The following is a 26,803-nucleotide window of genomic DNA, read 5'->3' on the forward strand; positions in this document are numbered from 1 at the left end:
CAAACCGCCCAAATCCATGAGACACGGTCTGCTTCTTTTTTGCCTCCTGTTTTTTATTCGAATCGTACCAGCCCAGACGCCGGGGAACCCTACATCAACCATTGCCAACTTTACCAGCGGTATGGAAAAGCGGGCCGGTTTTCTACCATTTTACTGGGATGCCAAAAAAGGAAAGATCTGGCTGGAGATCGACAAGTTTGAGACGGAACTGCTGTATTATCCGTCGCTGGCGTCGGGCATCGGTTCCAACGATATCGGACTCGACCGGGGGCGGCTGGGGCAGGAGCATATCGTAAAATTTCAGCGCACCGGCCCGAAGGTGCTGATGGTGGAACCCAATTACCATTACCGCGCCATCAGCAACGACCCCCTCGAACGCCGGGCCGTGGAAGAATCGTTTGCGCAATCGATCCACTGGGGATTTGAGGTGGCCGCCGAGGAGGGCAACCGCGTTCTGGTGGATCTGACGCCGTTTCTGATGCAGGATGCGGTCGGGGCTATTCAGGACATCAGCCGAACGCGGCAGGGTAATTTCCGGCTCGATGCCAGCCGCTGTGCGTTGTATTTGCCGAATTCCAAATCATTTCCGCAAAACACGGAATTGGAAGTAACCATTACACTGACCGGCGATTCGCCCGGCGCTTACCTGCGGTCGGTGGTGCCAACGCCCACGAGCGTAACCATGCGCCAGCATCATTCGTTTGTCCAGCTACCCGAACCGGGCTACAAAGTCCGCGAATTTGATCCGCGCATCGGCTACGGCGGCATCGAGTATTTTGATTACGCAACGCCCGTTAGTCAGCCCATCATCAAAAAATACATTTCGAGGCACCGGCTGGAAAAGAAAGATCCCAAAGCTGCCGTCAGCGAAGCCGTTAAACCGATTGTATATTACCTGGACCCCGGCACGCCCGAACCCATCCGGACGGCTTTGCTGGAAGGCACGGCCTGGTGGGATCAGGCATTTGAAGCCGCCGGTTACAAAGGGGCTTTTCAGGTAAAGTTGCTGCCTGCCAATGCCGACCCGATGGATGTTCGTTACAACTTGATTCAGTGGGTCCACCGCTCCACGCGCGGCTGGTCGTACGGAGCCAGCATCATCGACCCGCGCACGGGCGAAATCATCAAAGGGAAAGTGACGCTGGGGTCGTTGCGGGTTCGGCAGGATTACCTGATTGCGCAGGGGCTGGTCGGGAAGTTTGATACGGATACCGCGCACGTAACCGAAATGATGCAGATGTCGCTCGACCGGCTGCGGCAACTGGCGGCTCACGAGGTCGGACACACGCTGGGTTTACCGCATAATTACATTGCCAGTGCGCAGGGCGGTACGGTATTTGGCCGGGCGTCGGTGATGGATTATCCCACGATGGTGGCTAAACTGAAGGGAGGCAGCATCGATCTGTCGGATGCGTACACCAAAGGCATTGGCGACTACGACAAATGGAGCATCATCTGGGGCTATCAGGATTTTCCGGCCGGAACAAACGAAAAGCAGGAACTGGATAAAATTGTCCGGCAGATGCATGCTAAAGGACTGACGTTTTTGACCGATCAGGACGCCCGGCCCGAAAGCAGCGCCCATCCGGCAACGCACCTGTGGGACAATGGTTCAAATGCCGTTGACGAGTTGAAGCGGACGATGGAAGTCCGGAAAGTGGCTTTGAGCCATTTCAACGAAACGAAGATTCCGGCAGGAACCCCGATGGCAACGCTGGAAGAAGTTTTTGTGCCGATGTATCTGTTTCACCGGTATCAGGTCGAAGCGGCCGCCAAAGTGCTGGGCGGACAAACGTACACCAATGCCCTGCGGGGTGACGGGCAACCGGTGTTGTCGGTGGTTCCGGCGGAGGAGCAGTACCGGGCGTTATATGCTTTGCTGGCTACGATTGATCCGCAGACGCTGGCAGTGCCTCCCTTCGTATTAAAATCGATTCCACCGCGTCCGTTCCGGTATAATCCAAACAACCGGGAAGTATTCAAACGCCGGACGGGAATGACCTTCGATCCAATGGGGCCACCCGAAGCCGCCGTCGGGATGACCCTGCGCCTGATTCTGAATCCGGAACGCTGCGCCCGGCTGGTGCATCAGAAGTTGTTTGACCCGAAGCAACTCGGCCTGGCTGACGTACTGAATCAACTGATCCGAACCATTTACCGGAAACCGGTCAAACAAACCTATACGGATGAAATTAGCCGAATGACGGGGCTGAAGCTGGCTGAACAATTGATAAGTTTAGCTCAAAATAAAGATGCTGACGGTGCCACGCGCGATTTGGCACACCGTTCGCTGCAACGTATTAAAAAGCTGGCTAATGTTTCACAGGGTCGTACATACGGCCTGATAACTCATTTAATCCGGCAATACGAACAAAATCCGGCCCAGGTTCAGCCTTCCCCGGTATTGACCCCGCCCGACGGGATGCCCATTGACCCCGGACAGGAGTGGCTGGACGGGTTACTGGGCGAACCGGCCTGTGAATGGGAGTACGAGTCGCCTTTTAAACAATGAAACTTGTTGAATAGTAGAATACAGGATCGTTATTTTATAGTACCAACCTATGCGTCTTATTTATTTTTTCACCTTTTTAGGCATTGCTCTGATTTTTTATTTGAGTTGGGTGCCAGACCCCCACATGAGTTTTGTGTGGTTTTTACCTGAATGGGTTGCTCATTGGGCCGATGTCAAAAAAAACGCAGACCTTCGCACGGCGGTACCGTTCGTCTTTTTGGGCTTCATGGTCGGCACCTGGCTGTCCCGTTCCGGGCATCCGTGGTCGTGGTGGGTGTTGGCGGTGTTGGGTCTTACCCTTGTAGCCGTTGTGGCCGAAGCCGGGCAATTGGTCCTGCCTCAGCGTCATTTTAGCTGGGCGGATATTCTGTGGGGAGCCGCCGGTTCTGGTCTGGGCCTTCTGATGGCTTTCCTGCTTCTGTATATCAACCGACAGCTCAAAGTACGATATTGATAAGATAGGATTATTAAAGGAAATGTTGTTACTGTTATTGGTTGTATGGTAACGTGGCATTGGTTTTGCTGTTTTCTAAAACAATCTACTACACGGTAGAAAGGACAGAGAAACGAAATTACAACCCGGCTAAATAGGCCGGGCTTTGTTTTTGTCTAGGTACATACACAATAGCTGAAACAGCCTGGTAGTTTCTGCCGGGTTTTGTTTTTGTTATACTTTTCATATGAATAGTTGTGTAATAATGGGATACAGGCGTTTTGAACTCGCCATTTGGTCCAGTGCGTAGCCGGGAGAGGAAAAATTTGGAGGCTGATCAAAAAGGTAATTTTGGTCAGTATGATGAGAAAAAGGTCAATAAATGTGCCCGTAGGCTGCTTTTAGGTAACATTGGCACCAGCCTTGTACAGATTTAATAATCCGCTTGCAAGGTACCATAGTCCACAAGTTGACCCCAATAGAAACGTTACAATGGTTGAATCAATCCGCTCATTCTTTCGTTCGAGCAACCTCTCTAAAGCATTAAACGAAGCTCAGCAAAATCAGTATGACAACCAGATTGACGCCATGGCCGCTTGCAATCGAAAAATTCGCAGAACCGGAAAGGATCACTCCGTAGTCAAACATCAGCAGGAGCCGCTGTTCTGGGTAGTTCCAACAGCAATGGCCAAATTACTGAGCGAAGAGGGCCATACCGTTCTGGAGCCCTACAAAAAGTAAAGCGTACCCTAATCGACGTAGGCAAAAAAATGTAGTTGATCGGAACGTACTTCTGAATTTTTAAAGATAGAACAGCGATAAGATCATAATCGGACACCCCAGCTTAAAATAAGTTGGGGTGTTTTTTATGCTACTTGTGGTGCTTTGACAAATCGAATCGCCAATTTTGTACCGGTGTCCTGAGGACAATTGGAGAGGCAATCGCCCGATAACGGGGTAAATAGTTGCTTGTTTTTCCTCTTGTCTACGGACTTTTATCTTTTTTTATCCTATCCTCATATTATGAAAAAAGTACTCGCTATCCTTGGTTTAGTAAGTAATACCCTGGCATTTGCGCAGCAATCCACCGACTCGCCAACCGCGGAGTCTACACCGAAACCAGCTCCTGCCGCGGAAAAGAATGAGCTGAAATACAACCTGAATGAGTCCGGTTCCCATTTTTTTAAAGCCACGTTTCTGAACCAAACCTGGTTGCGGTTCAACCAGAGCAATCCCGGAACAACCGTCGTTGGCGATCCTAAAGAGAATACGTTCGATATCGGTCTGCGCCGGACCCGGATTCAGATGTTCGGTCAGATCAACGACCATGTGGTGCTGTACCTCCAGTTTGGTATGAACAACTTCAATTTTCAGAACGGTTTTCCTTCTTTCAATACCGCCGGAACGCCCTCAAACCGTAAGATTCAGGCGTTTTTTCACGATGCCGTGGGCGAATACCTGGTCTGGAAAAACAAAGATTACCTGAAAATAGGGGCTGGGCTTACCATTGTAAACGGTTTATCACGGTTTAGCCAGCCGAGCGTCAGTTCCATCCTGTCGATGGATGTTCCGGTATTTGCCCAGGCGACGGTCGATCAGACGGATGAATTTTCGCGCAAACTGAGTGTCTACGCCCGCGGTCAGGTGGGGCCCATCGACTACCGGTTTGCCGTTAGCGATCCGTTCCCGGCCCAGACCAGCGGCTCCGTACCACCGGCCCTGGGACCCAACGCCAACTTCGCACTTAAGGGGCACCACAAGCAGTTCCAGGGGCTGTTGCTCTACCAGTTTTTCGACAAAGAATCCAACCAGACACCGGGGTACATGACCGGTACGTACTTGGGGAAGAAGAAAATCTTTAACCTCGAAGCCGGTTTCATCTCGCAGAAAAACGCGCTTTGGCATACGGGCGAAACGGCAACCGATACGGTATATCAGAACCTGAATCTGTGGTCGGTGGCGGCTTTTCTGGATATGCCTGTAAACCGCGCGACGGGTTCGGCCATCAGTGCTTACCTTGGCTATTTTAACCTGGATTACGGCAAAAACTACCTGCGTTACAACGGCATCATGAACCCGGCGACGGGAACGACGCAAGCCATCGGCGGGCTGGGCGGAACGCAGGGCAATGCCTTTCCGATGTTTGGTACGGGCAGCGTGATTTATTCGCAGGTGGGCTATCTGCTCGGGCAGAATGTACTGGGGAACGCGGGGGCGCTAATGCCGTATGCACAGGCTCAGATCGGCAACTACGACCGGGTTAACGGCAGCATGGGCGTATATAATGTGGGGCTGAACTGGCTGATCAAAGGTCATAACTCGAAATTGACGCTCGATTACCAGAACCGCCCGTATTATCAGGCTCTTCCTTCCGGACAGCTCGACGCCCAGGGCCGTCGCGGACAGGTTGTGCTGCAATATCAGGTGTTTATTTGATAACTTGAAGCAAGACAAAAGAGGAAAGACCTGAGACAAAAGACGAGCCATCTGCGGTCTGTCTTCTCAGGTCTTTCCTCTTTTGTCTCAGATTACAATTCGAGCGTTTTCAGAACATCGTTCATGTTGCGAACGGCATCGGCTGATTTGTTGAAAGCCGCTTTTTCTTCGTCATTCAATTCAAAATCAACGATTTTTTCCCAGCCATTACGACCAATTACGACCGGCACCCCGAGGCAGATATCCGATTGACCATACTCGCCTTCCAGATACACGCAGCAGGGGAACACGCGTTTCTGATCCCGAACGATGCTTTCAACCAGAATGGCACCTGCCGCTCCCGGTGCATACCAGGCCGACGTACCGATCAGTTTGGTCAGCGTCGCACCGCCCACCATCGTATCGGCTGCTACTTTTTGCAGCGTTTCGGCATCCAGAAACTGGCTGACCGGTACACCCGAATAGGTAGCCAGTCTCGTCAGCGGAATCATGGTCGTGTCGCCGTGGCCGCCAATCACCGTGCCTTGCAGGTCGTTGGGCGAGCAGTTGAGCGCCAGCGACAGGTACGTTTTAAACCGGGCGGAATCCAGAATACCGCCCATTCCGATGATACGGTTTTTGGGCAATCCGGATGATTTCAAGGCCAGATACGTCATGGTATCCATCGGATTGGAAATAATGACGAAAATGGCGTCCGGCGAGTATTTCAGAATGTTTTCGGTAACGCCTTTAACAATGTTGGCATTGGTGCCGATCAGCTCTTCGCGGGTCATACCCGGCTTGCGCGGAAGGCCCGATGTGATCACGACAACATCCGAATTGGCCGTTAATTCGTAATTATTGGAAGAACCTGTAATTTTAACATCGCAGTCTAATAAAGTAGACGCCTGAAGCATGTCCAGACCTTTGCCTTCGCTCAGCCCTTCTTTGATGTCCAGGAGAACAACCTCCTCGGCTAACTCACGTCGGGCAATGTTATCAGCACAGGTCGCACCAACGGCCCCGGCACCTACTACGGTGATTTTCATAGAGTTAATAGTTTAAAGTTTTAGTTTTGGATACATCCTCGGAGAGGAACGGCGATTCAGTAGAGCGTCCATCGGGCGGCAGAGAACAACTTCCGGCCTGCCATTTTGAACGGTACAAAAATAGAAGAGCCAGTGAAGACTCATACCGTGGAAAGGCTTTTTTTTGAGAATTTAGACTTTTGAGGGGAAAAATTTGTTATAAAGGTGTCTAACCAATCCGAATTTACCACTTTTCGTCTATGGCAAACCGTCGCTTATTAACGGCCATTCTGAGTTCTATCTTTTTCCGTCGTTCCACCCAAAAGGCATCCCGTTACGCCCGTAGTGGCAAAAGCTTACTGGAACTGTTGCAGCGGGTTGCCGACAAAACCCGGGTGCTGGGCGTCGGAGCCAGTTATTCGGCCGCCAAGGATCACATCAATATTGTGGTGCGCATGATTCGGGCGTATGCCAAAGGAGAGTACCGGGCCATTTCCGGAAAAACGCTGCTCCGGATGGTGGCCGTGCTCGTTTATTTTGTTTCGCCCCTCGATTTTATCCCGGACGTGTTGCCGGTGCTGGGGCTAACCGACGACATCGCATTACTTCTGTGGCTCGTTAGTTCGGTGGCCGATGATATCGACCGGTTTAAAGAATGGGAGCGGAATCACGCATCATCGATTAAAATTGGGTGAAAACGTCATTTAGGTGCACAATAAATTCGTAATATTCGTTACATTTGTATAGAGTTTCTGCATACACTCAATAATTCATACAATCATGGCATTACTCACAATTTATGCATTCCTGGGCTCACTTGGTGGAACCGAACTTCTTCTGATTGGTCTGGTGATTCTGTTGTTCTTCGGCGCAAAACGAATTCCAGAACTGATGAAAGGACTTGGTAAAGGTATCCGCGAATTCAAAGACGCTACCAAAGACGTTCGCGAAAATATCGAAGAAGGACTTCGCGATACGAACGTAAAATAAGAAATAATAGGAGTGCAAAGGAGTGAACAATAGCTAGTTGTCACGGCCTTCTAGTCTATTATTATCTCATTTGTGTATTCGGTATTTATGGACAACAGCTCGGCCTCAACGGTCGTTCTGTTGTCTCTTTTTTTCTGCCAGCTGTACCTGATTATGCCCGTAAAACCGTACGAATCCCTTTCCGAAATTCAGCGCGATCTGGCTGCCGGATCGATTACCTGCCGCCAACTGGTCGAACATTACCTGCAACGGATTGACGAACACCGTCATTTAAACGCCTTTGTGGCCGTCTATGCCGACGAAGCCCGCCAGCGTGCCGATGAGGTAGATGCCAAACTAAAAGCCGGAACCGCCGGGCGACTGGCGGGTATGGTGCTCGGAATCAAGGATGTACTGTGTTACAACGGACACGGCGTTCAGGCCGGTAGCCGGATTCTGGACGGTTTTGTGGCGCAGTTTACGGCCACCGCCGTGCAGCGGGTGATCGACGAAGACGTGATTATCATCGGTCGGCAGAACTGTGATGAGTTTGCAATGGGTTCGTCCAACGAAAACTCGGCGTTTGGGCCGGTTCGCAATGCAACCGATACCAGCCGGGTACCGGGCGGTTCGTCGGGTGGGTCGGCGGTGGCGGTTCAGGCCGGTTTGTGTCTGGCGTCGCTGGGGACGGATACGGGTGGTTCGGTACGCCAGCCATCGGCTTTTTGCGGCACGGTGGGCCTGAAACCAACCTACGCCCGGGTTTCGCGCTGGGGTTTGATTGCCTACGCATCCTCTTTTGATTGCATCGGGCCTATTACCCATACCGTCGAAGATGCGGCCTTATTGCTCGAAATCATTGCCGGTCCCGACGAGTTTGACAGCACCGTGAGCCAGAAGCCCGTTTTCCCGTACAGCCAGGAACTGACCCTCAACCGTAAGTTACGGATTGGTTACCTGCGCGAAGGGGTAGAAAGTGAAGGCGTCGATCCGGTAATTCGGCAGAAAACGCAGGAAATGCTGGATCAGTTGCGCGAACAGGGCCACACGGTTGAGCCGGTGGATTTTCCCTTATTAAAACACATTCTCCCTACTTATTATATTCTGACGACCGCCGAAGCCAGTTCTAACCTTGCGCGGTTCGACGGTGTTCGGTACGGTTTCCGCAGTCCCGACGCTACGGATCTGGAGTCGCTCTATAAAAAATCCCGTACCGACGGCTTTGGCGATGAAGTCCGTCGGCGCATCATTCTGGGCACGTTTGCACTCAGTTCCAGCTACTACGACGCGTATTACACCAAAGCCCAGCAGGTTCGCCGGTTAATCAAAGATGAAACCGATGCGCTGTTTGCCCGCTACGATCTGGTTGCGTCGCCCGTGACACCAACCACGGCATTCCGGATTGGCGAGAAAGCCAGCGATCCATTACAAATGTACCTGGCCGATATCTTCACCGTTCAGGCGAATGTAGTGGGGTGCCCGGCCATTTCTATACCAAACGGCACGGACGAAGCCGGTCTGCCAATTGGGTTTCAGTTAATGGCGGCTCCGTTTCAGGAAGTCGATTTGCTGGCTACGGCCCAGGCGCTCACGCAGCGGGTTGAAGCGGAGTAACCCTCCGGTCATTCTTTTCATTTCGTTTGGAAAGCTCCGCAATAAAGGCGCAGCAATTAGAGTTATTCTAATGGCGTATCGATAGAACATCGTTCCGTTATAGGGGCGCTTGAATAGTTTTGCTGTCTTATTTTAGGATAAAGTTTGATGGCAACTAATTTTTGTCCTATTTTTAGCCACCACACCGTCCATTCCTCTTAAAGTACTCAACTAAAATGTAACCCAGAAACCTGCTCATGTCGAACCTGAAGAAGACCCTTCACGGCCTCCGATTGGCTTGTACAATCTTTGCGTTTATCTCTATTGGCCCCCGTAGCTGGGCCGCTTATTTCCAGACCGACACCAGCGGTGTCAGCGCCGACACGCTCCAGGAAGCGATTGAAGTACTCGACGTGCCGGAAGTTTTATCGGTTCCCGAACCCGTTTTACGCGCCCGGCTGAACAAGCTTGAACAGACCATTCCCCTGAATTATAACAAAACCGTTCACGGTTTTATCGATTACTTTACCTTCCGTAAACCGAGTTACACCAAAAAGGTGCTGGAGCGGATACCGATGTTTTTCCCCCTTTACGAACGGGTACTGGCTCAGCATGAAATTCCGGAGGAGCTAAAATACCTGTCCATTGTCGAGTCGTCGCTGGACCCCAGAGCCGTTTCGCGCGTCGGAGCGGGTGGGTTGTGGCAGTTTATGCCGTATACCGGCGAAGAATACCATCTTTATCAGGACGAATACGTGGATGAACGGATGGATCCTGTGAAATCGACGGATGCTGCCTGCCGGTATTTGAAACGACTTTATACTGTTTTTGGCGACTGGCACCTCGCGCTGGCGGCTTATAACAGCGGGCCGGGTACGGTAAAACGGGCCATGCGCCGTTCCGGGGGCGATTCGTTCTGGACCATTTATAATTACCTGCCCAAAGAAACCCGGGCGTATGTACCGCAGTTCATTGCGTTGACGTACATGATGAACTTCGCCAACGACCACGGCATCTATGCAGAACAACCTGAATATCCGATTCCCTGCGATACGATTCACGTCAACGGGTATTTGTCAATCGAGCGGTTTTGCCAGTACAGCGGGGTTCCGCTGAACGAAATCCAGAAAATGAACCCGTCGATCATGACCGGCGTCTTATCGGATCAGACCCGTAATTTTGTCCTGCGCGTACCCCGGGCCCATTTCGATTACTTTGCGGCCAACCGCCGTTCCATACTCGATTCGGCTGGCCGTCTGCCGACGGTAGCGACGAATATGCTGCTGGCATCGACGGAACGGGTTGATTATGGATCGGACCCGGGCAAAAAGCGGGATTATTTTCCGTTTACGGATGCCAATGAAGAACAGGCCCGCGAGTCGGAGCCCGTGGTAGCAGCCAACCCGATTGCCTCGGAACAGGACGTAGAAGAGGTGGTGCGCCGGAAACCCAAAAAGGCCGTGCATGTGGTGAAGCGCGGTGATGGGCTGATAAGCATTGCCCAAAAATACGGGGTTGAAGTTTACGACCTGAAAAAATGGAATCACCTGCGTTCCAACACGATTCGGCGCGGCCAGAAGCTGGTGATTCTGCGCGAACCGGCTATTCCGGAAACGTCAACCCGGATGGCGCATTCCGCCAAAGGGCCTGATAAAAAAACGGAAAGTGCGAAAAGCCGTAAATCATACAAGCCCAAATATCACCGGGTACAGGAGGGCGATACACTCTGGAATATTTCACAGCGGTATAGCGATCTGACGGTGGAAGAGCTTAAAAAAATCAATAAAATTAAAGGTAATTCATTGAAGCCCGGCCAACGTTTAATCGTCGGTTAAATCAGGATTATCGTTGCAAAAGCAAAACCGTATTTCCGTAAAAGAAGTACGGTTTTTTCTTTCGGATAAATGGCTTTATCGGTTTAATTACGCTGAAAGACAGGGGGTATTTATGCGGAATTAAGCGCCAGAAGGGCCTATTAACCAATCTTTTTTGTATATTTGTCTGTTTAAGATCCGCTTATAAACGGGTCGAAGAAACCTTCTATGATTGCTTATATTATTGGCAAAGTTGCCCATAAAGATCCCACGCTGACGATTCTGGAAGCGAACGGAATAGGGTACGAAATTCACGTTTCTCTCTATACTTCGACGGCTTTACCAAAGCTTGGCGAATCGTTTAAACTGCACACGTATCAGCACATTCGCGAAGATGCTCATGTCCTTTACGGATTCGGTAATCCCGACGAAAAAGAGCTGTTTCTGGATTTGATCAGCGTGTCGGGGATTGGCCCGAATACCGCCCTGACGATGTTATCGACGTTATCGCCCGCTGAACTCCGTCAGGCCATCCTGATGGAAAATATCAAGGCCATTCAGAGCATAAAAGGCATTGGGGGCAAAACCGCACAACGGGTTATTCTGGAATTGCGCGACAAAATGAAGAAAGCGGGGATTATGGCGCAGGCCGACATGCCCAGCTACCGGATGTCTGCCAACCCGATCCGTGACGAGGCTCTGGCGGCTCTCGTTACGCTCGGTATTCCCAAGCCCGCTGCTGAAAAAAGTCTGGATACCATTCTGAAACGGGAGGGCGAAGACCTTAGCGTAGAGCAGCTTATCCGGCTGGCTTTGAAATAGTTAAAAATTAAAAGTGGAAAATTGAAAGTTAGAAAAGACGCGTCCGCGTGCTTTTAACTTTTAACTCTTCACTTTTAATTAAAATATTGGCAAGGTTTTCGCCGTTTGGTTGTATGTAAAAGATAAGTCTTTTTAAGCAAACTACCTATTCACCGAATTTAACTATACGTGCCTCTCTTGGAATGTGTTGAGTACCACCGATGGACCCGGCTGTGGTTAGCTAAGGACCGGACTGGATCGTGCTTGGTTGTGCTGTGTGCGTTACTCAGTGGGCTATCCTGGATGAACCCGGTAGCGGCCCAGAATCCCGCACGCCGACGGACCGTAACCCCCGCCGATTCGATTGCCCGCGCTCGCCAGGACAGTATTCGGGCAACGCGAACGGCCGAACGCCGACCCATCATTCGCTGGCAGGATCGGTATGTTAGCCCCTTTTCGGTTACTCAGCCCAGGTCTCCCTTTCTGCTGCGCGACCCCCGGGCCGTAACAACGAATGTCCAGCTAGATAGCGCCGGTCAGATTTCGGTACTCGAGCGAATAGGTGCCGCACGGGATGCCACGCGGCCCAGTGCAGCAACCACGACGCAACCCGCTGCAACAACCGGCGCCATTGGTACGCCCAATAGCCTGACCCCAACGACCCGCCCGGTGGAAGGATTGCCCTACCGACCGGCTGAAGCCATGTCGTATCAGGATTTTAACCGCTTACAGAATCAGCGTGTTCAGAAAAGTTTGTGGCGGGAATACAGCGCGCGCACCGAAGGGAAAAGTGCCGTGAGTGGGAGAGGGCTTTTGCCAAAACTCGAACTCCCTCCGGTATTTGATCGCTTATTTGGGGGTAATCTCGTGGATTTCAAGCCCAACGGCTTTGTTATGCTCGATTTTGGGTATCTCTACCAGTTTATCGATAACCCGATTATTCCGGTCTTGCAGCGCCGAAACGGAAATTTCATCTTCAACGAGCAGATCAATATCAATTTTAACGGAAAGATTGGAGAACGGCTGGGCGTCACGGCCAACTATGACACCAAATCCAGTTTTAATTTCGAAAACGTCCTGAAGCTGAATTACCGTCCGCCAATTCCGACGCTGCCCAACGCCAACAACCTCACAAACGGACTACCCGGGTTACCCAGTGCTGACGGCCTGACCAACGGTTTACCGACCGTCGGCAGCATGGTGCCGTCTGCCATTCCGCAGTTTCAGCCGCAGGACCCCAGCATCATTCAGGGGCTGGAAGCCGGTAACATCAGTTGGCCGCTCAGCAGCCAGTTGATTCCCGGTGTGCAGAACCTGTTCGGGGTGAAAGCCCAGCTTCGTTTCGGAAAACTATATGCTACCGTGGTGGCGTCGCAGCAGCGTTCGAAGCAGGAAGAAATCGTTATCAAAGGCGGTTCCATGCAGCGTCCGTACGAAATCCGGGTCGATACGTACGATGAAAACCGGCACTTTTTCATGTCGAATTTTTTCCGGGATAACTACGAACGGTCGCTGAAACGCCTGCCCCAGATTATGTCAGGTGTTACCGTTACACGTTTAGAGGTATACGTAACCAACCGAACAAACACCACGACAACCCTGCGGAATGTGGTCGGTTTTGCGGATCTGGCTGAAGCACAGCCTTACAACCGGACCAATCCGAACCTGCAACCTATTAATGCCAACCCGGCGGCTCCGGCGGACAATACCACCGGTAACGGGTTATACAATCGCGTAAATACCAATTCTGGTCTGCGGCAGGTCGACCAAGCGGCTTCGATACTGGATGGAACCTTTGGCTTTGCGAAGGGAGTGGATTATGAATTGCTGCGTGGGGCCAAACGGTTGACCGAAACCGAGTATAAGTTCCAGCCGGAGCTGGGTTATATTTCGCTGGTGACCCCCCTTCGCAACGACGAAGTGCTGGCGGTAGCGTATGAGTATACCTACCAGGGGCGCAAATACAAAGTAGGTGAACTGACGGAAGACTACCAGAACCGTCAGGACGATGAAGTGGTTATTCTGAAGCTGTTGAAGTCATCGACGATCCGCAATAACACGCAGTTGCCGATGTGGAACCTGATGATGAAAAACATCTATTCACTGAACACCACGCAGGTTAACAAACAGAACTTTCAGTTGCGGATCGTCTACAAAGACGACCAGACCGGGATCGATAACCCCAACCTTCAGGAGAGTAATCTGGCCGGTATTCCGCTGGTGCAGGTCTTCAACATGGACCAGGTCAACGCCCAGCTTGATCAGCAGCCCGACGGTAATTTCGACTATGTCGAGGGTGTTACGGTCGATAGCCGGTACGGACGCGTGATTTTCCCGGTTCTGGAACCGTTTGGTTCATACCTGTCCAATCGGTTGGGGACCGGCCCTGATGCTGATGTCTATCGTTCCAAGTACGTCTATAACGAACTCTATCGCACCACGCTGGTGGATGCGCAGCAGGTAGCGGGTAAAAACAAATTTTTCCTGAGAGGTAGCTATCAATCGTCCACGGGGGGGGAGGTGTCCTTGCCCTACGGCGTTGACGAAAATTCGGTGCAGGTCACGGCGGGCGGGGTTCCGCTGTCGCCGGGCGTCGATTTTGTGGTCGAGTCGCAGATTGGCCGGGTGCGCTTCCTGAACGAAGGGCTGATGAATTCCGGTCAGGAGATTCGGGTACGGTATGAACGTCCTGACCTGTTCCAGAACCAGATCCGGCGGCTGATTGGTACGCGGCTGGACTACAAACTCAGTCCGGAAGTCAACCTGGGGATGACGGCCATGAACATGAAAGAAACCCCCGCCGGTTTTCTGACGCGCGTGGCCATCGGTAACGAACCCGTAAACAACACTATTCTGGGCTTTGATGCCACCATTCGGAAAGACTCACGGTTTTTGACCCGACTGCTGGACGGTCTGCCGCTCATTCAAACCAAAGAACTGTCGAACATTGCCTTTCAGGGCGAAGTGGCGCAACTGTTTCCCGGCGTGGCTCCGAGGGTAAACAATAACGCGTTCATCGATGATTTTGAAGCCGCCCGGACGCTCTACGACCTGACCCGTCAACCGACCCGCTGGCGGCTGGGCTCAACGCCCACCACACCCGAACGTGCTTTCCCGCAGGGAACCATGGCCGAGCCGCTGGCGTATGCCTATAACCGCGCCCGGATTTCGGTGTATACCGTTGATAACACCTTTGCTGCGGCCAACACAATTCCGAACAACCGTGTACCGACTACGAACCTGGGTGAAAGAGATTTACAGAACTATTACGAACAGTTCTTCCAGTCCAACGAGCTGTTTAAAGGGCGTTCCCTACGGCTGGTAAACCTGCCCGAGAATATTCTGGATGTGGCCTACTTCCCGAAAGAGCGGGGTATATATAACTTCAACCCCAACCTCCAGGCGGATGGACGGCTGGCGGGCGATCCGAAGAAAAACTTCGGATCGGTGATGCGGGCCATTACGTCCGATGCTGATTTTGACAACGCCAACATCGAAAACATCGACTTCTGGTTGATGGACCCCTTCCTGGGGATGTCAGGAGATACCAACGCTGTTATTCACGACGGTTTTGAGAACCGGCCCAACCGCACGGGTGGTAAACTGATTTTCAACCTTGGCGACATCTCGGAAGATGTCATCAAAGATGGCCGTTTCGGTTTTGAAAACGGTTTGGCGGTTCCAAACGCCCTTTCGCCCGACTCAACGGCCTGGGGCCGCGTGACGCGCTCCCAGTTTGTTACCCAGGCGTTTGATAACGTGACGCGTTCACAGCAGGATGTGGGTCTGGATGGCTTGAGTAACCGCGACGAGAATACGTATTTCAAGAGCTACATCGATCAGGTGGCACCCCGCCTAAATGCCCAGGCCCGCGAACGGCTGTTGAGTGACCCGGCGAACGACGACTTTATATTCTATTACGGACAGCGGGCCGATTCGGTCAAGTACATCGTTAGCCGCTACAAGCAGTATATGGGGATGGAAAACAACTCCCCCGAACTGGAAGACCGCAATCAGGTCATAACCCCTGCGTCGACCACCCTGCCCGACATCGAAGACCTGAACACGGACAATACCATCAATGATAACGAAGCCTATTACGAATACGAAATTGACCTGAAACCGGGTCAGTTGCAGGTAGGGCGCGGCTACATTGTGGATAAAGTAGATGTACAGAAAAATGGAAAAACCATCACCTGGTATTTGTTCCGGATTCCGGTTCGGGAGAATGCGAAAAGGGTTGGTGACATCAACGGATTTAAGTCCGTCCGGTTTATGCGGATGTATCTGACCGAATTTGAGGAGCCGGTGGTGCTGCGGTTTGCCCAGTTGCAGATGACTTCCAACCAATACCGTAAGTACACCGGCGATCTGTCGTCGCGGGGATTGCAGGAAGTACCCGAACCGTACGATGCGCAGTTTAAGGTGGCTGCCGTTAACGTGGAGGAAAACAGTGCGCCCGGCCAGAACAAATACATTTACCGGGTACCGCCCGGTTTCCAGCGGGACCGCGATTTTACGCAAATCAATCAGGTTGAACTAAACGAACAGTCGATGAGCCTGAGCGTAGCCAACCTGCGTGACGGTGATTCGCGGGCGGCTTATAAAAATACCAATCAGGACCTCCTGTTCCGCGAACGGCTGAAGATGTTTATCCACATGCACAGCGACGAGAGTGATGTAAACGGTCAGGTGTCGGCTTTTGTGCGGCTGGGAACGGATTTCAAGGATAATTACTACGAAATCGAAATTCCGAACCTGGTATCAACGCCGGAAGGCAGTCAGCCGGATGATGTGGTCTGGCCCTCCAGTAACGAACTTGACATTGCGCTTGAAGAACTAATTAATTTGAAGAGCGAGCGCAACCGGCTGTATTCCAGATCGTATGCGCAGCCGTTTACAATGGATAGCCGCGACGGGCGGTATAAGCTGACCGTGGTTGGAAGCCCGGATTTGAGCGCGGTACAGATCATCATGATCGGGATGCGAAACCCCAAATCGGCGGACGAACGGTCGCGGGGCTTCACCATCTGGGTGAACGAACTCCGCGCCAACGGTTTTGATCAGACCGCCGGGCGGGCGGCTGTTGGGGTGATTAACGCCAAACTGGCGGACGTGGCCACGGTGACGGCTTCGGGAAAAATTACAACCTTCGGCTTTGGCGGGGTGCAGCAGCGGATTGCTGAACGATCGCGCGAGACCTCAACCGAATACGGGATTCAGTCGCAGATTGCGGTCGATAAACTGCTGCCCGAAAAATGGGGCTTGCGGATTCCGCTGTATGTCAATTACGATCAGCGCCTGGTTCAGCCGCATTTTAATCCGCTCGATCCGGATACACCGCTGGAAACGACTCTGGCGTCGCTCGAGGATGAAAGCGCCCGGGAACGATACCGAAGGCTGGTCGAAGACCGTTCGATTCGAAAAGGATTCAACCTGTCGAACTTCCGGAAGGTGAAAACCAACCCGAACGCTAAAAACCATTTTTACGATTTCGAAAACTTCTCGTTTACGTACGCCTTTAACGAAGCGACCCGGACCAACATCCTGACCGAGCAGTTTATTCAAAAGCAAACCCGGGGCGGGGTTGCCTACGTGTACAGCGCCCAGCCGAAACCGTTCGAACCGTTTAAGCAATTCCAGGCGCTGGAACGGCCTTACCTGCGCTGGCTGCGGGACTTCAACCTGACGCTACTGCCCACCCAGGTGGCAGTTCGGGGCGAGGTAGACCGGAGCTTTATCAAAACGCAGCTCCGCAATTCCGAGCTGACCACCGACGGTATGGTACCGCAGTTTGAGAAGTACTTCTGGTTTAACCGGTATTACGATTTGCAGTGGAACCTGACCCGAAATCTAGTGCTGACTTATAACGCCCGTACTAACGCCATCATCGACGAACCCGCCGGAGACCTGAATACACAGGCTAAAATCGACTCGGTCTGGGCGAACGCCAAACGGTTTGGCCGGACCAAAAACTATGAACAGAACATCCGGACTACGTACCGGATGCCGCTGGACAAATTGCCGCTGCTCGACTGGATTGCCGCCGACCTGACCTATAACATCGGTTATGTTTTCCAGGCTAATTCTTTTGGTATTACCGACACGCTCGGCGTTCCGTTTGGCAATACCATCCGCAACAACCGCGAGTGGGGCCTTCAGGGACGGGTTGACTTTATCCGGCTGTACAATAAAATTAAGGCGCTGCGGTTTGCCAACACGCCAAACGTACCGCGGAAAAACTTTACCCGGAACCCCGGTGATATTGAGGATATTCAACGGTCGGAAAGCCGTGTGCTGAAGAGCTTCGTCCGGACCCTGCTGACCATTCGGGGTATTAACTTCAACTATACCGTTCAGGAATCCACGTTCCTGCCGGGCTTTATGCCCACCCCCCGGTTCTTCGGTATTTCGCGCGAAAATGCGCCGGGGCTGGGGTTTGTGCTCGGTAGTCAGGACCGGAATATTCACCACCGGGCGGCCGAACGGGGCTGGTTGTCAAGGAGCGTGGTGCAGAATCAGCCCTTTACGCAGTCGATTGCCAAGAAGTTTGACGCCCGCACGACGCTGGAGCCCTTCAAGGATTTCCGGATTACGGTGGAGGCCCGGTTGACCCGGCAGGATAGTTATCAGGAGTTTTTTCGACCGGATTCGAGCGGCCTCTTCAAGAGCCAGAGTCCGTTGCGGAACGGGCAGTTCAGTATGTCGTTCCTGTCGTTCAAGACGGCATTTAACAAGCCGAACCGCGACAATTCCTCGCCGATTTTTGACCGGTTTGCCGAATACCGCAAGATTATTCTGAACCGGCTGATGCGAATTAATCCAGGTGCAGGAGGTGGGGGAGAATACAACCTCACCTCGCAGGATGTCCTGATTCCGGCTTTCTTTGCGGCTTACAGCGGAAAAGACCCCAATACCGTTAAGATCAATCCGTTCCTGCGTTTCCCGCTGCCCAACTGGCGGGTCGATTACAACGGTCTGGCGCAACTCAAACCGTTCCGCAAACTGTTCAGTGCCTTCACGCTCTCGCACAGCTACAACTCGACCTACAGCGTCGGTAACTTTATCTCGTCGTTGAATTACGAAGCGCTGTATGTCAACCTGTCGGTCATGGGCTACAACCTTGGCTCGCGGTATAACGCCCAAAATCAATTCATTCCGATTTTTGTCATGAGTACCATTACCATGACCGAACGGTTTGCGCCGTTGATTGGGGCGACGTTCCGGACGCAGAGCAAAATCAGCGGAGGGCTGGAATATAACCAGGACCGCAGCGTGGCCCTGAACCTGTCCAACGCGCAGGTGGCCGAGCTGACCAACAAGGACATTACGTTCCGGTTTGGTTTCACCAAATCCAATTTCCGGATTCCGTTCAAAATCAACGGAGCGTATCGGCGGTTGAAAAATGACCTGACCTTTAACTGCAACCTGACGTTCCGCGACACCCGCACGGTTCAGCGGAAATTCGATGATTCGAATCCGACGCAGGTGGGCGATAACGGGGTGGGTGAGCAGATCATTACGGCCGGAAACGTCAACTTCCAGTTACGGCCGCAGGTCAGCTACGTGGTCAGTCGCCGGTTGAACGTGCAGGTTTACTTTGACCGGACCTTCAACGATCCGCTGGTGTCCAACTCCTTCCGGCGGGCTACCACCGCAGGCGGGGTGCAGGTACGGTTTAACTTAGCCGAATAGGCATAATTTTTCATATTCATTTTAAACAGAGAAATACCCGACTTCAGAATCATTCTGATCACTTTTCCGGTTATACATTAAAAACCCATTAAAGTAGTGGGTCGCTGGGAGCAAAAATGTATATGGAAATTCGCCGGACGGGTATTTCATTTCTGTTGATTTACGGTTTATTAATTTCATCCGTTTGGGCACAGGGAAAGGTAGTTCAGCTCGCAAAAAGAATCCTGAACGACACCTCATCGGCAGCTACCTCCAAACTGCTGGTTTTTCCGACGGCGGGTTATGCCCCCGAAACCAGCCTCGAAGTGGGAATTCGGGCGTTTTCTCTGTTTTACGCCAAAAAGGACACGGTGGTTAACCGGCTGAGCGAAATTGTTCTCTACTCGTTTGTAACGTTTCGGGGGCAGTTTGGCGCGCTGCTGGAAAATGCGGCTTACACGCATAAAAACCGGTATTTCTTTCTGGGCCGGGCGCGCTACCAGCAGTTTCCTTTGCTCTATTACGGCATTGGCCCCAACACGCCCTCAAGCAATCCGGCGCTGGTCAATTCCAGCTACATTCAGATCCGGCAGCGCATTCTCCGACAGGTGAAAAACAACTGGTATGCGGGTGTTGAAGTCGATTTTCAAAACATCAGCCGGGTTTCCTTTGAACTTGACGATCAGCCCAATGTCGAGTTACCGATCGGGGCCGACGGTTCCAATACCGTCGGGCTGGGCGCGGCCCTGGTGTACGATGATCGCAAAAACGTCCTGAATGTGCGTAAAGGTAATTTTCTGGAAGCCGGTGTTCTGTGGTATCGACCCGGTTTTGGCAGCGATTTTCGGTATCGAAGTCTGATACTCGACGGTCGGGCCTATCGTCCGCTGGGGCGTCCGAACCGGGTGTTGGCGGTACAGATTGCCGGAACATTTATGAATGGGATTGTTCCTTTTAACAACCTGGGGCTGATCGGGGGCGAATCGCTGATGCGCGGGTATTATCTGGGGCGCTACCGCGACCAGAACGTGCTGGCGGGGCAGGCTGAACTGCGCTGGCTGCCTTTTGGATTCAGCAAACGCTGGGGCGGAACGCTGTTTGCCGGTTTGGGAACAGTGGCTCCAACGGTTCAGGCGTTGCAACTAAACTACCTGCGCTGGGCAGCCGGGGGCGGCATACGGTTTCTATTCTTTCAGAAAAAAGACGTTTTCCTGCGGGCCGATCTGGGCTTTACCCGCGAAGGAACGGGATTCTACCTGTCGCTGGGTGAAGCGTTTTAACTCAACGCCAGTTTCTTCCAATCCAGTACACGATCACGATCCCAAAGACCAGCCAGCTGGCGGTTTTTCCGTACAAGCGCCGGTGCAATTCCGGCTGCTTTCGGCCGAGCGGGGTATATTCCAGCAAAAAACCGAGTAACAGATAGGGCAAAGACAACACCAGCAGCGGGTTGTACGCAAACGCCTGCCGGATATGGCCGTGCATCAACTGGTGCAGACACCGCTGCGAACCACAGCCCGGACACTCCAAGCCGGTCAGCAGCTTAAAGGGACAGGGCGGGAAAAATGATACCTCGGCTGGATTGAACCAGCCGTAGATACCCGCCATTCCTGAAAGAAAGACCAGCGTGACGGCCCATCCGAGCCGCTTCTTAACGATATGACTGAACGAGTCCGCCAAAGATACCGAGGAAGAAAAGAAGGAAGTAAAGCACCCAGAGAACAATCGAGATAAAGAAGCTGACTTTCGTCCACTTGGCCGCTTCGTCGGACGCCCGTTGTGCGCCAATAAAATCGCCGTTGCTATAGCGGGAATCAACATTGGCTGCATTAACAATACCGGCAATTCCGAAGGGAAGGCAGCAGAACAGCGTCGCCAGAATCGACTCAACCAGCCAGGTTTTGGGCTTGGGCGGTGAGGCTCCGAGCGGCTGGTTGGGGGTATACGACTCCTGAAAAGGCCGGGTAACGGGAGGAACTTCGGTGAGAGGCTGGGCTGGAGTGACCGGCGGAAATGCCGCCCCCGCCAGCCATTCGTTGATTTCCGGGACGGTTTGGGCGTCTACCCAGTCGGGCAGACCCTGTGCCCAGACTTTGGTGTCGGGTTTGATGGGTTTTGAGCGTAATTCGTCCAGGCTAAAAGGGCCAAATTGCTGATTGCCCTCTAGGTAGTAGTATTGCTTCATGAAAAAAGGTGGTTTGGAATAAACAGCCGGACCAGTAGCCTGCCATCGGGGCTGAGCGGGGAACGGGTCAGTAAGATAGAAAAAGATGCCGGTTCCTGGTGATCAGCCCCTTGTTTTTTATTCACCGTTTTAGCAGTAATAACGGCATTCAGCGGCCTTTAATCCAATTAGATAGAACCGTTTTATTTCTTTTCGGATGCTTCGAAATGTTGCTGTTATTGGAGCGATTGGCCTGCTGACGGTCGTATGGGCCGTTTCGTTCATACCGCTTTCCACCCCGGAGGGAGCCAATACCGACTGGCGCGAATACAATGGTACTGGCGAACAAAGCCATTACAGCCCGTTGAACCAGATTACGAAAGCCAATGTAGGGCAACTGACGAAAGCGTGGGAATACGCTTCGGGCGGGGCCGATTCCGTTGCAAACCAGACGCAGATTCAGTGTAACCCTATTGTGGTAGACGGTGTTCTCTACGGCGTTTCGGCGGGTTCGCAGGCGTTTGCGCTGGATGCCGCTACGGGAAAAGAACGCTGGAAAACCGCCCTGACGGACGAGACGTTTAAAATGACCAGCCGGGGTGTTACGTACTGGACCGACGGCAGGAACAAACGGGTTTTCTTTGCTTACGGACACCTGTTGTACGCGCTGGATGCCACGACCGGAAAACCCGTACCAACGTTTGGAAAAGCCGGGAAAATCAACCTGCGCGACGGTCTGGAACGGCCCGGGGCTGATGATTACGTGGTGGCGAATACCCCCGGCATTCTTTTCAAAAACCACATCATTGTCGGCGTTCGTGTATCGGAAGGACCCACGGCTTTGAAAGGCGATATCCGGTCGTACGACGTGCGGACGGGGCGGCTGGTCTGGACGTTCCGGACCATTCCGGAGCCGGGTGAATTGGGCTACGACACCTGGCCGAAAGACGGATACCGGAATGTGGGCGGGGCCAATAACTGGATGGGCATGGCCATCGACCGGCAGCGGGGCATCGTCTACGCTCCAACGGGTTCGGCGGCTTTCGATTTTTACGGCGGCAATCGGTTGGGGACCAATCTGTTCGCCAATTGCCTGCTGGCGCTGGATGCCCGGACCGGGAAGCGGCTCTGGCATTTTCAGTTTGTACACCACGACATCTGGGACCGCGATCCGCCCGCTCCGCCCAACCTGCTGACGGTGGTGCAAAACGGGCAGAAAATCGACGCCGTGGCTCAGGTGACCAAGCAGGGACACGTGTTTGTGTTTGACCGCGTGACCGGAAAACCGTTATTTCCGATTGAAGAAAAGCCGTTTCCGGCGTCGGATATTCCGGGTGAGCAAGCCCATCCGACGCAGCCGATTCCGCTGAAACCGGCCCCCTTTACCCGCCAGACATTCACGGAAAAAGACCTGAACGAAACCGTGGCGGATCGGGAGGAGGTGTTAGCGCAACTGCGCGCCAGCCGGACCGGAACACCGTATTACCCGGTGGGGCGTCAGCGAACGATTTTCTTTCCCGGAACCGACGGCGGAGCGCAGTGGGGTGGAGCGGCTGCCGATCCGGATGGTATGCTGTACGTTCCGGCCAAGGAAATTCCGGTCTACTCCACGCTGACCGATGCGCCTAAACCCACGACCGTGAGCAGCGCCGAAACGTTGTATGCGACCAACTGCGGAGCCTGCCACGGCGCCGACCGCCGGGGTGACCATAGCGGAGCCTATCCCTCGCTGCTGTCGATCCGTGAGCGTATGAAACCGGAAGCCATGCACGAGTTGCTGAAAAAGGGCCGGGGAATGATGCCCGCGTTTTCGCACTTGTCACAGGTCGAACGCAATGCCATTGTCGATTTCATCTCCGGAAAAACCGCTTCCCATACCGTTGCTACCACGCCGGGCCGAACCTGGTTGCCCTACATTCACACGGGTTACAACCGCTGGTACGACCGCAACGGGTTTCCGGTAAGCCGCCCGCCCTGGGGTACGCTGACGGCCATTGATCTCAATACCGGTGAACACCGCTGGCAGATTCCGCTGGGCGAATTTCCGGCGCTGACCAGGCAGGGTATGCCGCCAACAGGCACCGACAATTACGGCGGCCCGGTCGTGACGGCCAGCGGTCTGCTTTTTATTGCCGCCACTCCCGACCAGAAATTCCGGGTTTTTGATCGCCAGACCGGTAAACTGCTCTGGGAAACCCAACTTCCGGCAGCCGGATACGCCACGCCCGCCCTGTATTCGGTAGGCGGAAAACAGTATGTCGTGATTGCCTGCGGGGGTGGTAAACTCAAAACCCGTTCGGGCGACCGCTACGTGGCTTTTGCGCTGCCGTGACCGGAAACAAAGGCCGGGGGCAGGGTTTGTAAAACCGTTTTACGTGTGTAACTTGCAGCACTAAACGAATTGTTACCGATGAATTTTCCCGAAGAACTAAAGTATACGCAGGACCACGAGTGGATTCGCATTGAGGGAGACACCGCCGTTATTGGGATTACCGATTTTGCCCAAAGTGAATTGGGAGATATTGTATTTGTGGAAGTTACCAGCGTCGGTCAGAGCTTGCCGAAAGGCGAAATCTTCGGATCTATCGAAGCCGTTAAAACGGTATCGGATCTGTTTCTGCCCGTGGGTGGCGAGGTGCTTGAAATCAATCCGGACGTTGAAAAATCGCCCGAGCTGGTCAACGACGATCCGTACGGCCGGGGCTGGATTATCCGGCTGAAACTGACCGACGGCGCCGAAACCGATGACCTGTTATCGGCCGAAGCCTATAAAGAGTTGGTGGGCGCTTAAGCCCCCGATTGAGTCAGGAAGCTCCATCCGGGGCTTTTTTTTTGCATTCCCGACCACCCGACCCCGGCCAGCTGCCCGCGGGTGGACCCAACAAAACCATGAAACTACTTATCCGTGCCGCCCGAATCGTAGACGCCCAGTCGCCCTTTAATGGACAGGTTCGTGACGTATTGATTGAAAACGGTCTTATCCGTCAGATTGGTGAGTCGATCACCGTTGAGGAATCGGACGCAGCCCTGAAAGTGATTGAACAGGACGGGTTGTGTATCTCGCCCGGCTGGATCGATCTGCGGGTGTCGGCCAAAGACCCCGGTTACGAACACAAAGAAGATTTGACCACGGTTTGCAAGGCGGCTTCACGCGGAGGGTTTACCGACATTGCCATCCTGCCGAATACCAAACCCGTGCTGGATTCGAAAGATACGCTGGGATACATCCGGCAGGCTACGCAGGGGCATCCGGTGAACGTACACCCCATTGCAGCCATTACCAAGAAAACGGAAGGTACGGATTTTACCGACATGATCGACCTGCATCATGCCGGGGCGGTGGCCTTCTCCGACGGCGAAAAACCGCTGCTGAATGCCGACCTGCTGCTCAAAACCCTGCAATACCTGCAACCGTTCAACGGGTTGCTGATGAACCGTCCGGAAGAGCAGAATCTGACGCATTTCGGGCAAATGAACGAGGGGCTGTCCAGTACGCTGCTGGGCCTGAAAGGAATGCCCGCTATGGCCGAAGAAATGATGATTGAGCGGGATTTGCGGCTGCTGGAATACGCGTATTCCCAGAGCGCCAACCCGGCCTCCGGTACGGTGTTGCACTTCTCAACGATTTCGACAGCCCGGGCCGTTGATTTAATCCGCCAGGCCAAACAGCAGGGTTTGCCAATCAGTTGCGATGTAGCGGCCCACCAGCTTGCCTTCGAGGACACGGCCCTGATGGGGTTCGATACCAACCTGAAAGTGAACCCGCCGTTTCGCGGGAGCGCCGACCGGGAAGCCCTGAAGCAAGGGCTGGCCGACGGTACCATTGACGCCATCGTGTCGGATCACAATCCGCAGGACGACGAGAGCAAAAACATCGAGTTTGACCACGCCGAATTCGGTATCATCGGCCTGGAAACCGCCTTTGCCGTTGTCCGAACCCACTTTGCGGACCTGCCGCTGGAGCAATTGGTCGATAAACTCACGCACGCGCCCCGCCGGATTCTGCGGCTTCCGGCGCTGACTCTCGATGAGAATCAACTTGCAACGCTGACGGTGTTCCATCCAGAGATGGAATGGACGTACGAACAGACGGTTTCGCGCTCTAAAAACTCGCCCTTTTTTGGCAAGACCCTGCGCGGAAAAGCGTTATGGATTATAAACAAAAACTTTGTTGAACAGCTATAAATCCGAGTGAAACAACTAGTCTCCTATTTCAACCACCCGCTTTTAAAACTTCCCGTCCTGTTTGGGCTGGTCGCGGGGGTGTTGTGTTTTATTTACTTCCTGGTGTTGTATTATCTGGGGATTGCACCGCTCGGCAATGTGCGGGTGCCGGATTTCGGCTTTCAGATTATCATGATGGTAGCCGCCGTCTGGTATTACCGGAAACACATCGGCAAGGGATTTCTGCACCTGTGGGAAGCCCTCACCATCTGTTACGTTGTGAATACCGTGGGGGCGTTGCTGACGGCCTGGTTGATCTATCTGTTTATCAACTTCGTTGATTACGATATATTTACGCGCTATCTTGCCGATATGCGGCAGTTGATTACGTCAACGAAGGGGCATCTGGTGGAATCGCTGGGGCAGGCCGAATACCTCCAAATGCTCAAAAATGTCGATAACATTACCCCCGAAACACTGGTGGGCGACGAGATCAGCAAGAAAACCGTATTGGCAGTCCTACCGGTCCTGATCATTTCGTTACTGTTCAGAAGGCAGGACTACAGTTTGTATAATGATGGGCCCGAACTGCCGAACCCTCCTAAATCGTCCCAACCCTAAACCTGTAACCGCTTGCATCATGGAAGAAAAACCTTCTACTGTTCGTCTGGCCCTGAAATGGGGACTAATTTCCGGCGTCGTTTTTATGGTTTATACGACGGTCATTAACCTCACTGGTCAGTTTGCAAATCAGTCGCTGTCGTGGCTGAGTGTGCTTATCTCAGTGGCCATTACGGTATTGGCCATGCGGGAATACCGTACGCTGAATGGCGGTTTTATGAGCTTCGGCGAGGGCGTGAGCCTCGGCGCGCTGGTATCGGTCATTGGAGGGTTGATTTCCATTACGTACAACCAGATTTATACGAGCTTCATTGATCCCACCATTCGGGAGCAGATCATGGACAATGCGCGGGAGCAACTGGAAAATCGCGGCATGACCGATGCGCAGATTGATCAGGCGATGGAGTATACCGAAAAGCTGCAAAGCCCCGGCTTGCAGTTTCTGATCGGGGTACTGGTGGCGGGTATCTTTGGGTTAATTATTTCGCTGATTGTAGCGGCCTTTATGCGCCGAAACAAACCGCCATTTCCGGATTTTCAGAATTGATAACGAGAGACAAAAGAGAATAGACAAGGGAAGAAAGACTTGTAAGGTCCGCCAGTACGTTTATTTGT

At 52.9% G+C, this 26,803-nt stretch carries 19 protein-coding genes; 16 read left to right on the forward strand and 3 right to left on the reverse strand.

Translation table 11 applies throughout. The annotated features are described in order from the left end of the window. The first annotated feature begins 16 nt into the window (after positions 1-16). The 4 genes from LX87_RS20060 (at position 17) to LX87_RS20075 (ending at position 5,381) form a co-directional block, all read left to right on the forward strand. Positions 17-2,512: a zinc-dependent metalloprotease gene (locus LX87_RS20060; RefSeq protein WP_374755138.1), complete on the forward strand. Its 2,496-nt coding sequence runs from the start codon at positions 17-19 to the stop codon at positions 2,510-2,512. A 49-nt stretch (positions 2,513-2,561) separates the two neighbouring features. Beyond that, positions 2,562-2,966, forward strand: a complete 405-nt coding sequence (locus LX87_RS20065) for a VanZ family protein (RefSeq protein WP_111630063.1) — start codon at positions 2,562-2,564, stop codon at positions 2,964-2,966. Between the two features lie 471 nt (positions 2,967-3,437). After that, positions 3,438-3,686, forward strand: a complete 249-nt coding sequence (locus LX87_RS20070) for a hypothetical protein (RefSeq protein WP_111630064.1) — start codon at positions 3,438-3,440, stop codon at positions 3,684-3,686. A 282-nt stretch (positions 3,687-3,968) separates the two neighbouring features. Further along, complete coding sequence (locus LX87_RS20075; protein ID WP_111630065.1) at positions 3,969-5,381, forward strand: hypothetical protein; 1,413 nt, start codon at positions 3,969-3,971, stop codon at positions 5,379-5,381. 92 nt (positions 5,382-5,473) lie between these two features. On the opposite strand, the gene mdh is transcribed toward LX87_RS20075, so the two are convergent. After that, complete coding sequence (mdh, locus tag LX87_RS20080) at positions 5,474-6,409, reverse strand: malate dehydrogenase (protein ID WP_111630066.1); 936 nt, start codon at positions 6,407-6,409, stop codon at positions 5,474-5,476. Between the two features lie 239 nt (positions 6,410-6,648). On the opposite strand from mdh, the gene LX87_RS20085 reads away from it, so the two are divergent. The 7 genes from LX87_RS20085 (at position 6,649) to LX87_RS20115 (ending at position 20,519) form a co-directional block, all read left to right on the forward strand. Beyond that, positions 6,649-7,083: a YkvA family protein gene (locus LX87_RS20085; protein ID WP_111630067.1), complete on the forward strand. Its 435-nt coding sequence runs from the start codon at positions 6,649-6,651 to the stop codon at positions 7,081-7,083. A gap of 85 nt (positions 7,084-7,168) precedes the next feature. Then, entirely contained in the window at positions 7,169-7,378 is a 210-nt protein-coding gene (locus LX87_RS20090; protein ID WP_111630068.1) for a Sec-independent protein translocase subunit TatA/TatB, read from the forward strand. 153 nt (positions 7,379-7,531) lie between these two features. Next, the gene (gene gatA / locus LX87_RS20095) at positions 7,532-8,971 is read left to right on the forward strand and encodes an Asp-tRNA(Asn)/Glu-tRNA(Gln) amidotransferase subunit GatA (protein ID WP_111630485.1); all 1,440 of its coding nucleotides are present in this window, start codon (positions 7,532-7,534) and stop codon (positions 8,969-8,971) included. A gap of 272 nt (positions 8,972-9,243) precedes the next feature. After that, positions 9,244-10,785, forward strand: coding sequence for a lytic transglycosylase domain-containing protein (locus tag LX87_RS20100; RefSeq protein WP_229310744.1), 1,542 nt, complete (start codon positions 9,244-9,246; stop codon positions 10,783-10,785). 207 nt (positions 10,786-10,992) lie between these two features. Further along, a complete protein-coding gene (ruvA, locus tag LX87_RS20105) occupies positions 10,993-11,586 on the forward strand; it encodes a Holliday junction branch migration protein RuvA (protein WP_111630070.1) in 594 nt (197 codons plus the stop codon). A 282-nt stretch (positions 11,587-11,868) separates the two neighbouring features. Beyond that, positions 11,869-19,260 carry a T9SS outer membrane translocon Sov/SprA gene (gene sov / locus LX87_RS20110; RefSeq protein ID WP_111630071.1) on the forward strand — a complete coding sequence of 2,464 codons (7,392 nt, stop codon included), beginning with the start codon at positions 11,869-11,871 and terminating at the stop codon, positions 19,258-19,260. A gap of 122 nt (positions 19,261-19,382) precedes the next feature. Beyond that, on the forward strand, positions 19,383-20,519 hold the full coding sequence (locus tag LX87_RS20115) for a BamA/TamA family outer membrane protein (RefSeq protein ID WP_111630486.1): 1,137 nt from the start codon (positions 19,383-19,385) through the stop codon (positions 20,517-20,519). 1 nt (position 20,520) lies between these two features. Here LX87_RS20115 and LX87_RS20120 read toward each other — a convergent pair whose 3' ends face one another. Both LX87_RS20120 and LX87_RS20125 read right to left on the reverse strand, forming a co-directional pair. Next, positions 20,521-20,847, reverse strand: coding sequence for a DUF2752 domain-containing protein (locus LX87_RS20120; protein WP_111630072.1), 327 nt, complete (start codon positions 20,845-20,847; stop codon positions 20,521-20,523). Positions 20,848-20,890: 43 nt separating this feature from the next. Then, entirely contained in the window at positions 20,891-21,424 is a 534-nt protein-coding gene (locus LX87_RS20125; protein ID WP_111630073.1) for a CD225/dispanin family protein, read from the reverse strand. A 196-nt stretch (positions 21,425-21,620) separates the two neighbouring features. Here LX87_RS20125 and LX87_RS20130 point away from each other — a divergent pair, with 196 nt between their 5' ends. The 5 genes from LX87_RS20130 to LX87_RS20150 all read left to right on the forward strand — a co-directional run bounded on the left by LX87_RS20130 (position 21,621) and on the right by LX87_RS20150 (position 26,735). Then, positions 21,621-23,735 (forward strand): outer membrane protein assembly factor BamB family protein, encoded by a 2,115-nt coding sequence (locus tag LX87_RS20130; RefSeq protein WP_111630074.1) that lies wholly within the window; start codon positions 21,621-21,623, stop codon positions 23,733-23,735. A 78-nt stretch (positions 23,736-23,813) separates the two neighbouring features. Beyond that, positions 23,814-24,194 (forward strand): glycine cleavage system protein GcvH, encoded by a 381-nt coding sequence (gcvH, locus tag LX87_RS20135; RefSeq protein WP_111630075.1) that lies wholly within the window; start codon positions 23,814-23,816, stop codon positions 24,192-24,194. 98 nt (positions 24,195-24,292) lie between these two features. Then, positions 24,293-25,588: a dihydroorotase gene (locus tag LX87_RS20140; protein WP_111630487.1), complete on the forward strand. Its 1,296-nt coding sequence runs from the start codon at positions 24,293-24,295 to the stop codon at positions 25,586-25,588. Between the two features lie 6 nt (positions 25,589-25,594). Further along, the gene (locus LX87_RS20145; RefSeq protein ID WP_111630076.1) at positions 25,595-26,188 is read left to right on the forward strand and encodes a DUF4199 domain-containing protein; all 594 of its coding nucleotides are present in this window, start codon (positions 25,595-25,597) and stop codon (positions 26,186-26,188) included. A 19-nt stretch (positions 26,189-26,207) separates the two neighbouring features. Next, on the forward strand, positions 26,208-26,735 hold the full coding sequence (locus LX87_RS20150) for a DUF4199 domain-containing protein (protein WP_111630077.1): 528 nt from the start codon (positions 26,208-26,210) through the stop codon (positions 26,733-26,735). Positions 26,736-26,803: the final 68 nt, after the last annotated feature.

This window comes from Larkinella arboricola (assembly GCF_003259745.1).
Lineage (GTDB): Bacteria > Bacteroidota > Bacteroidia > Cytophagales > Spirosomataceae > Larkinella > Larkinella arboricola.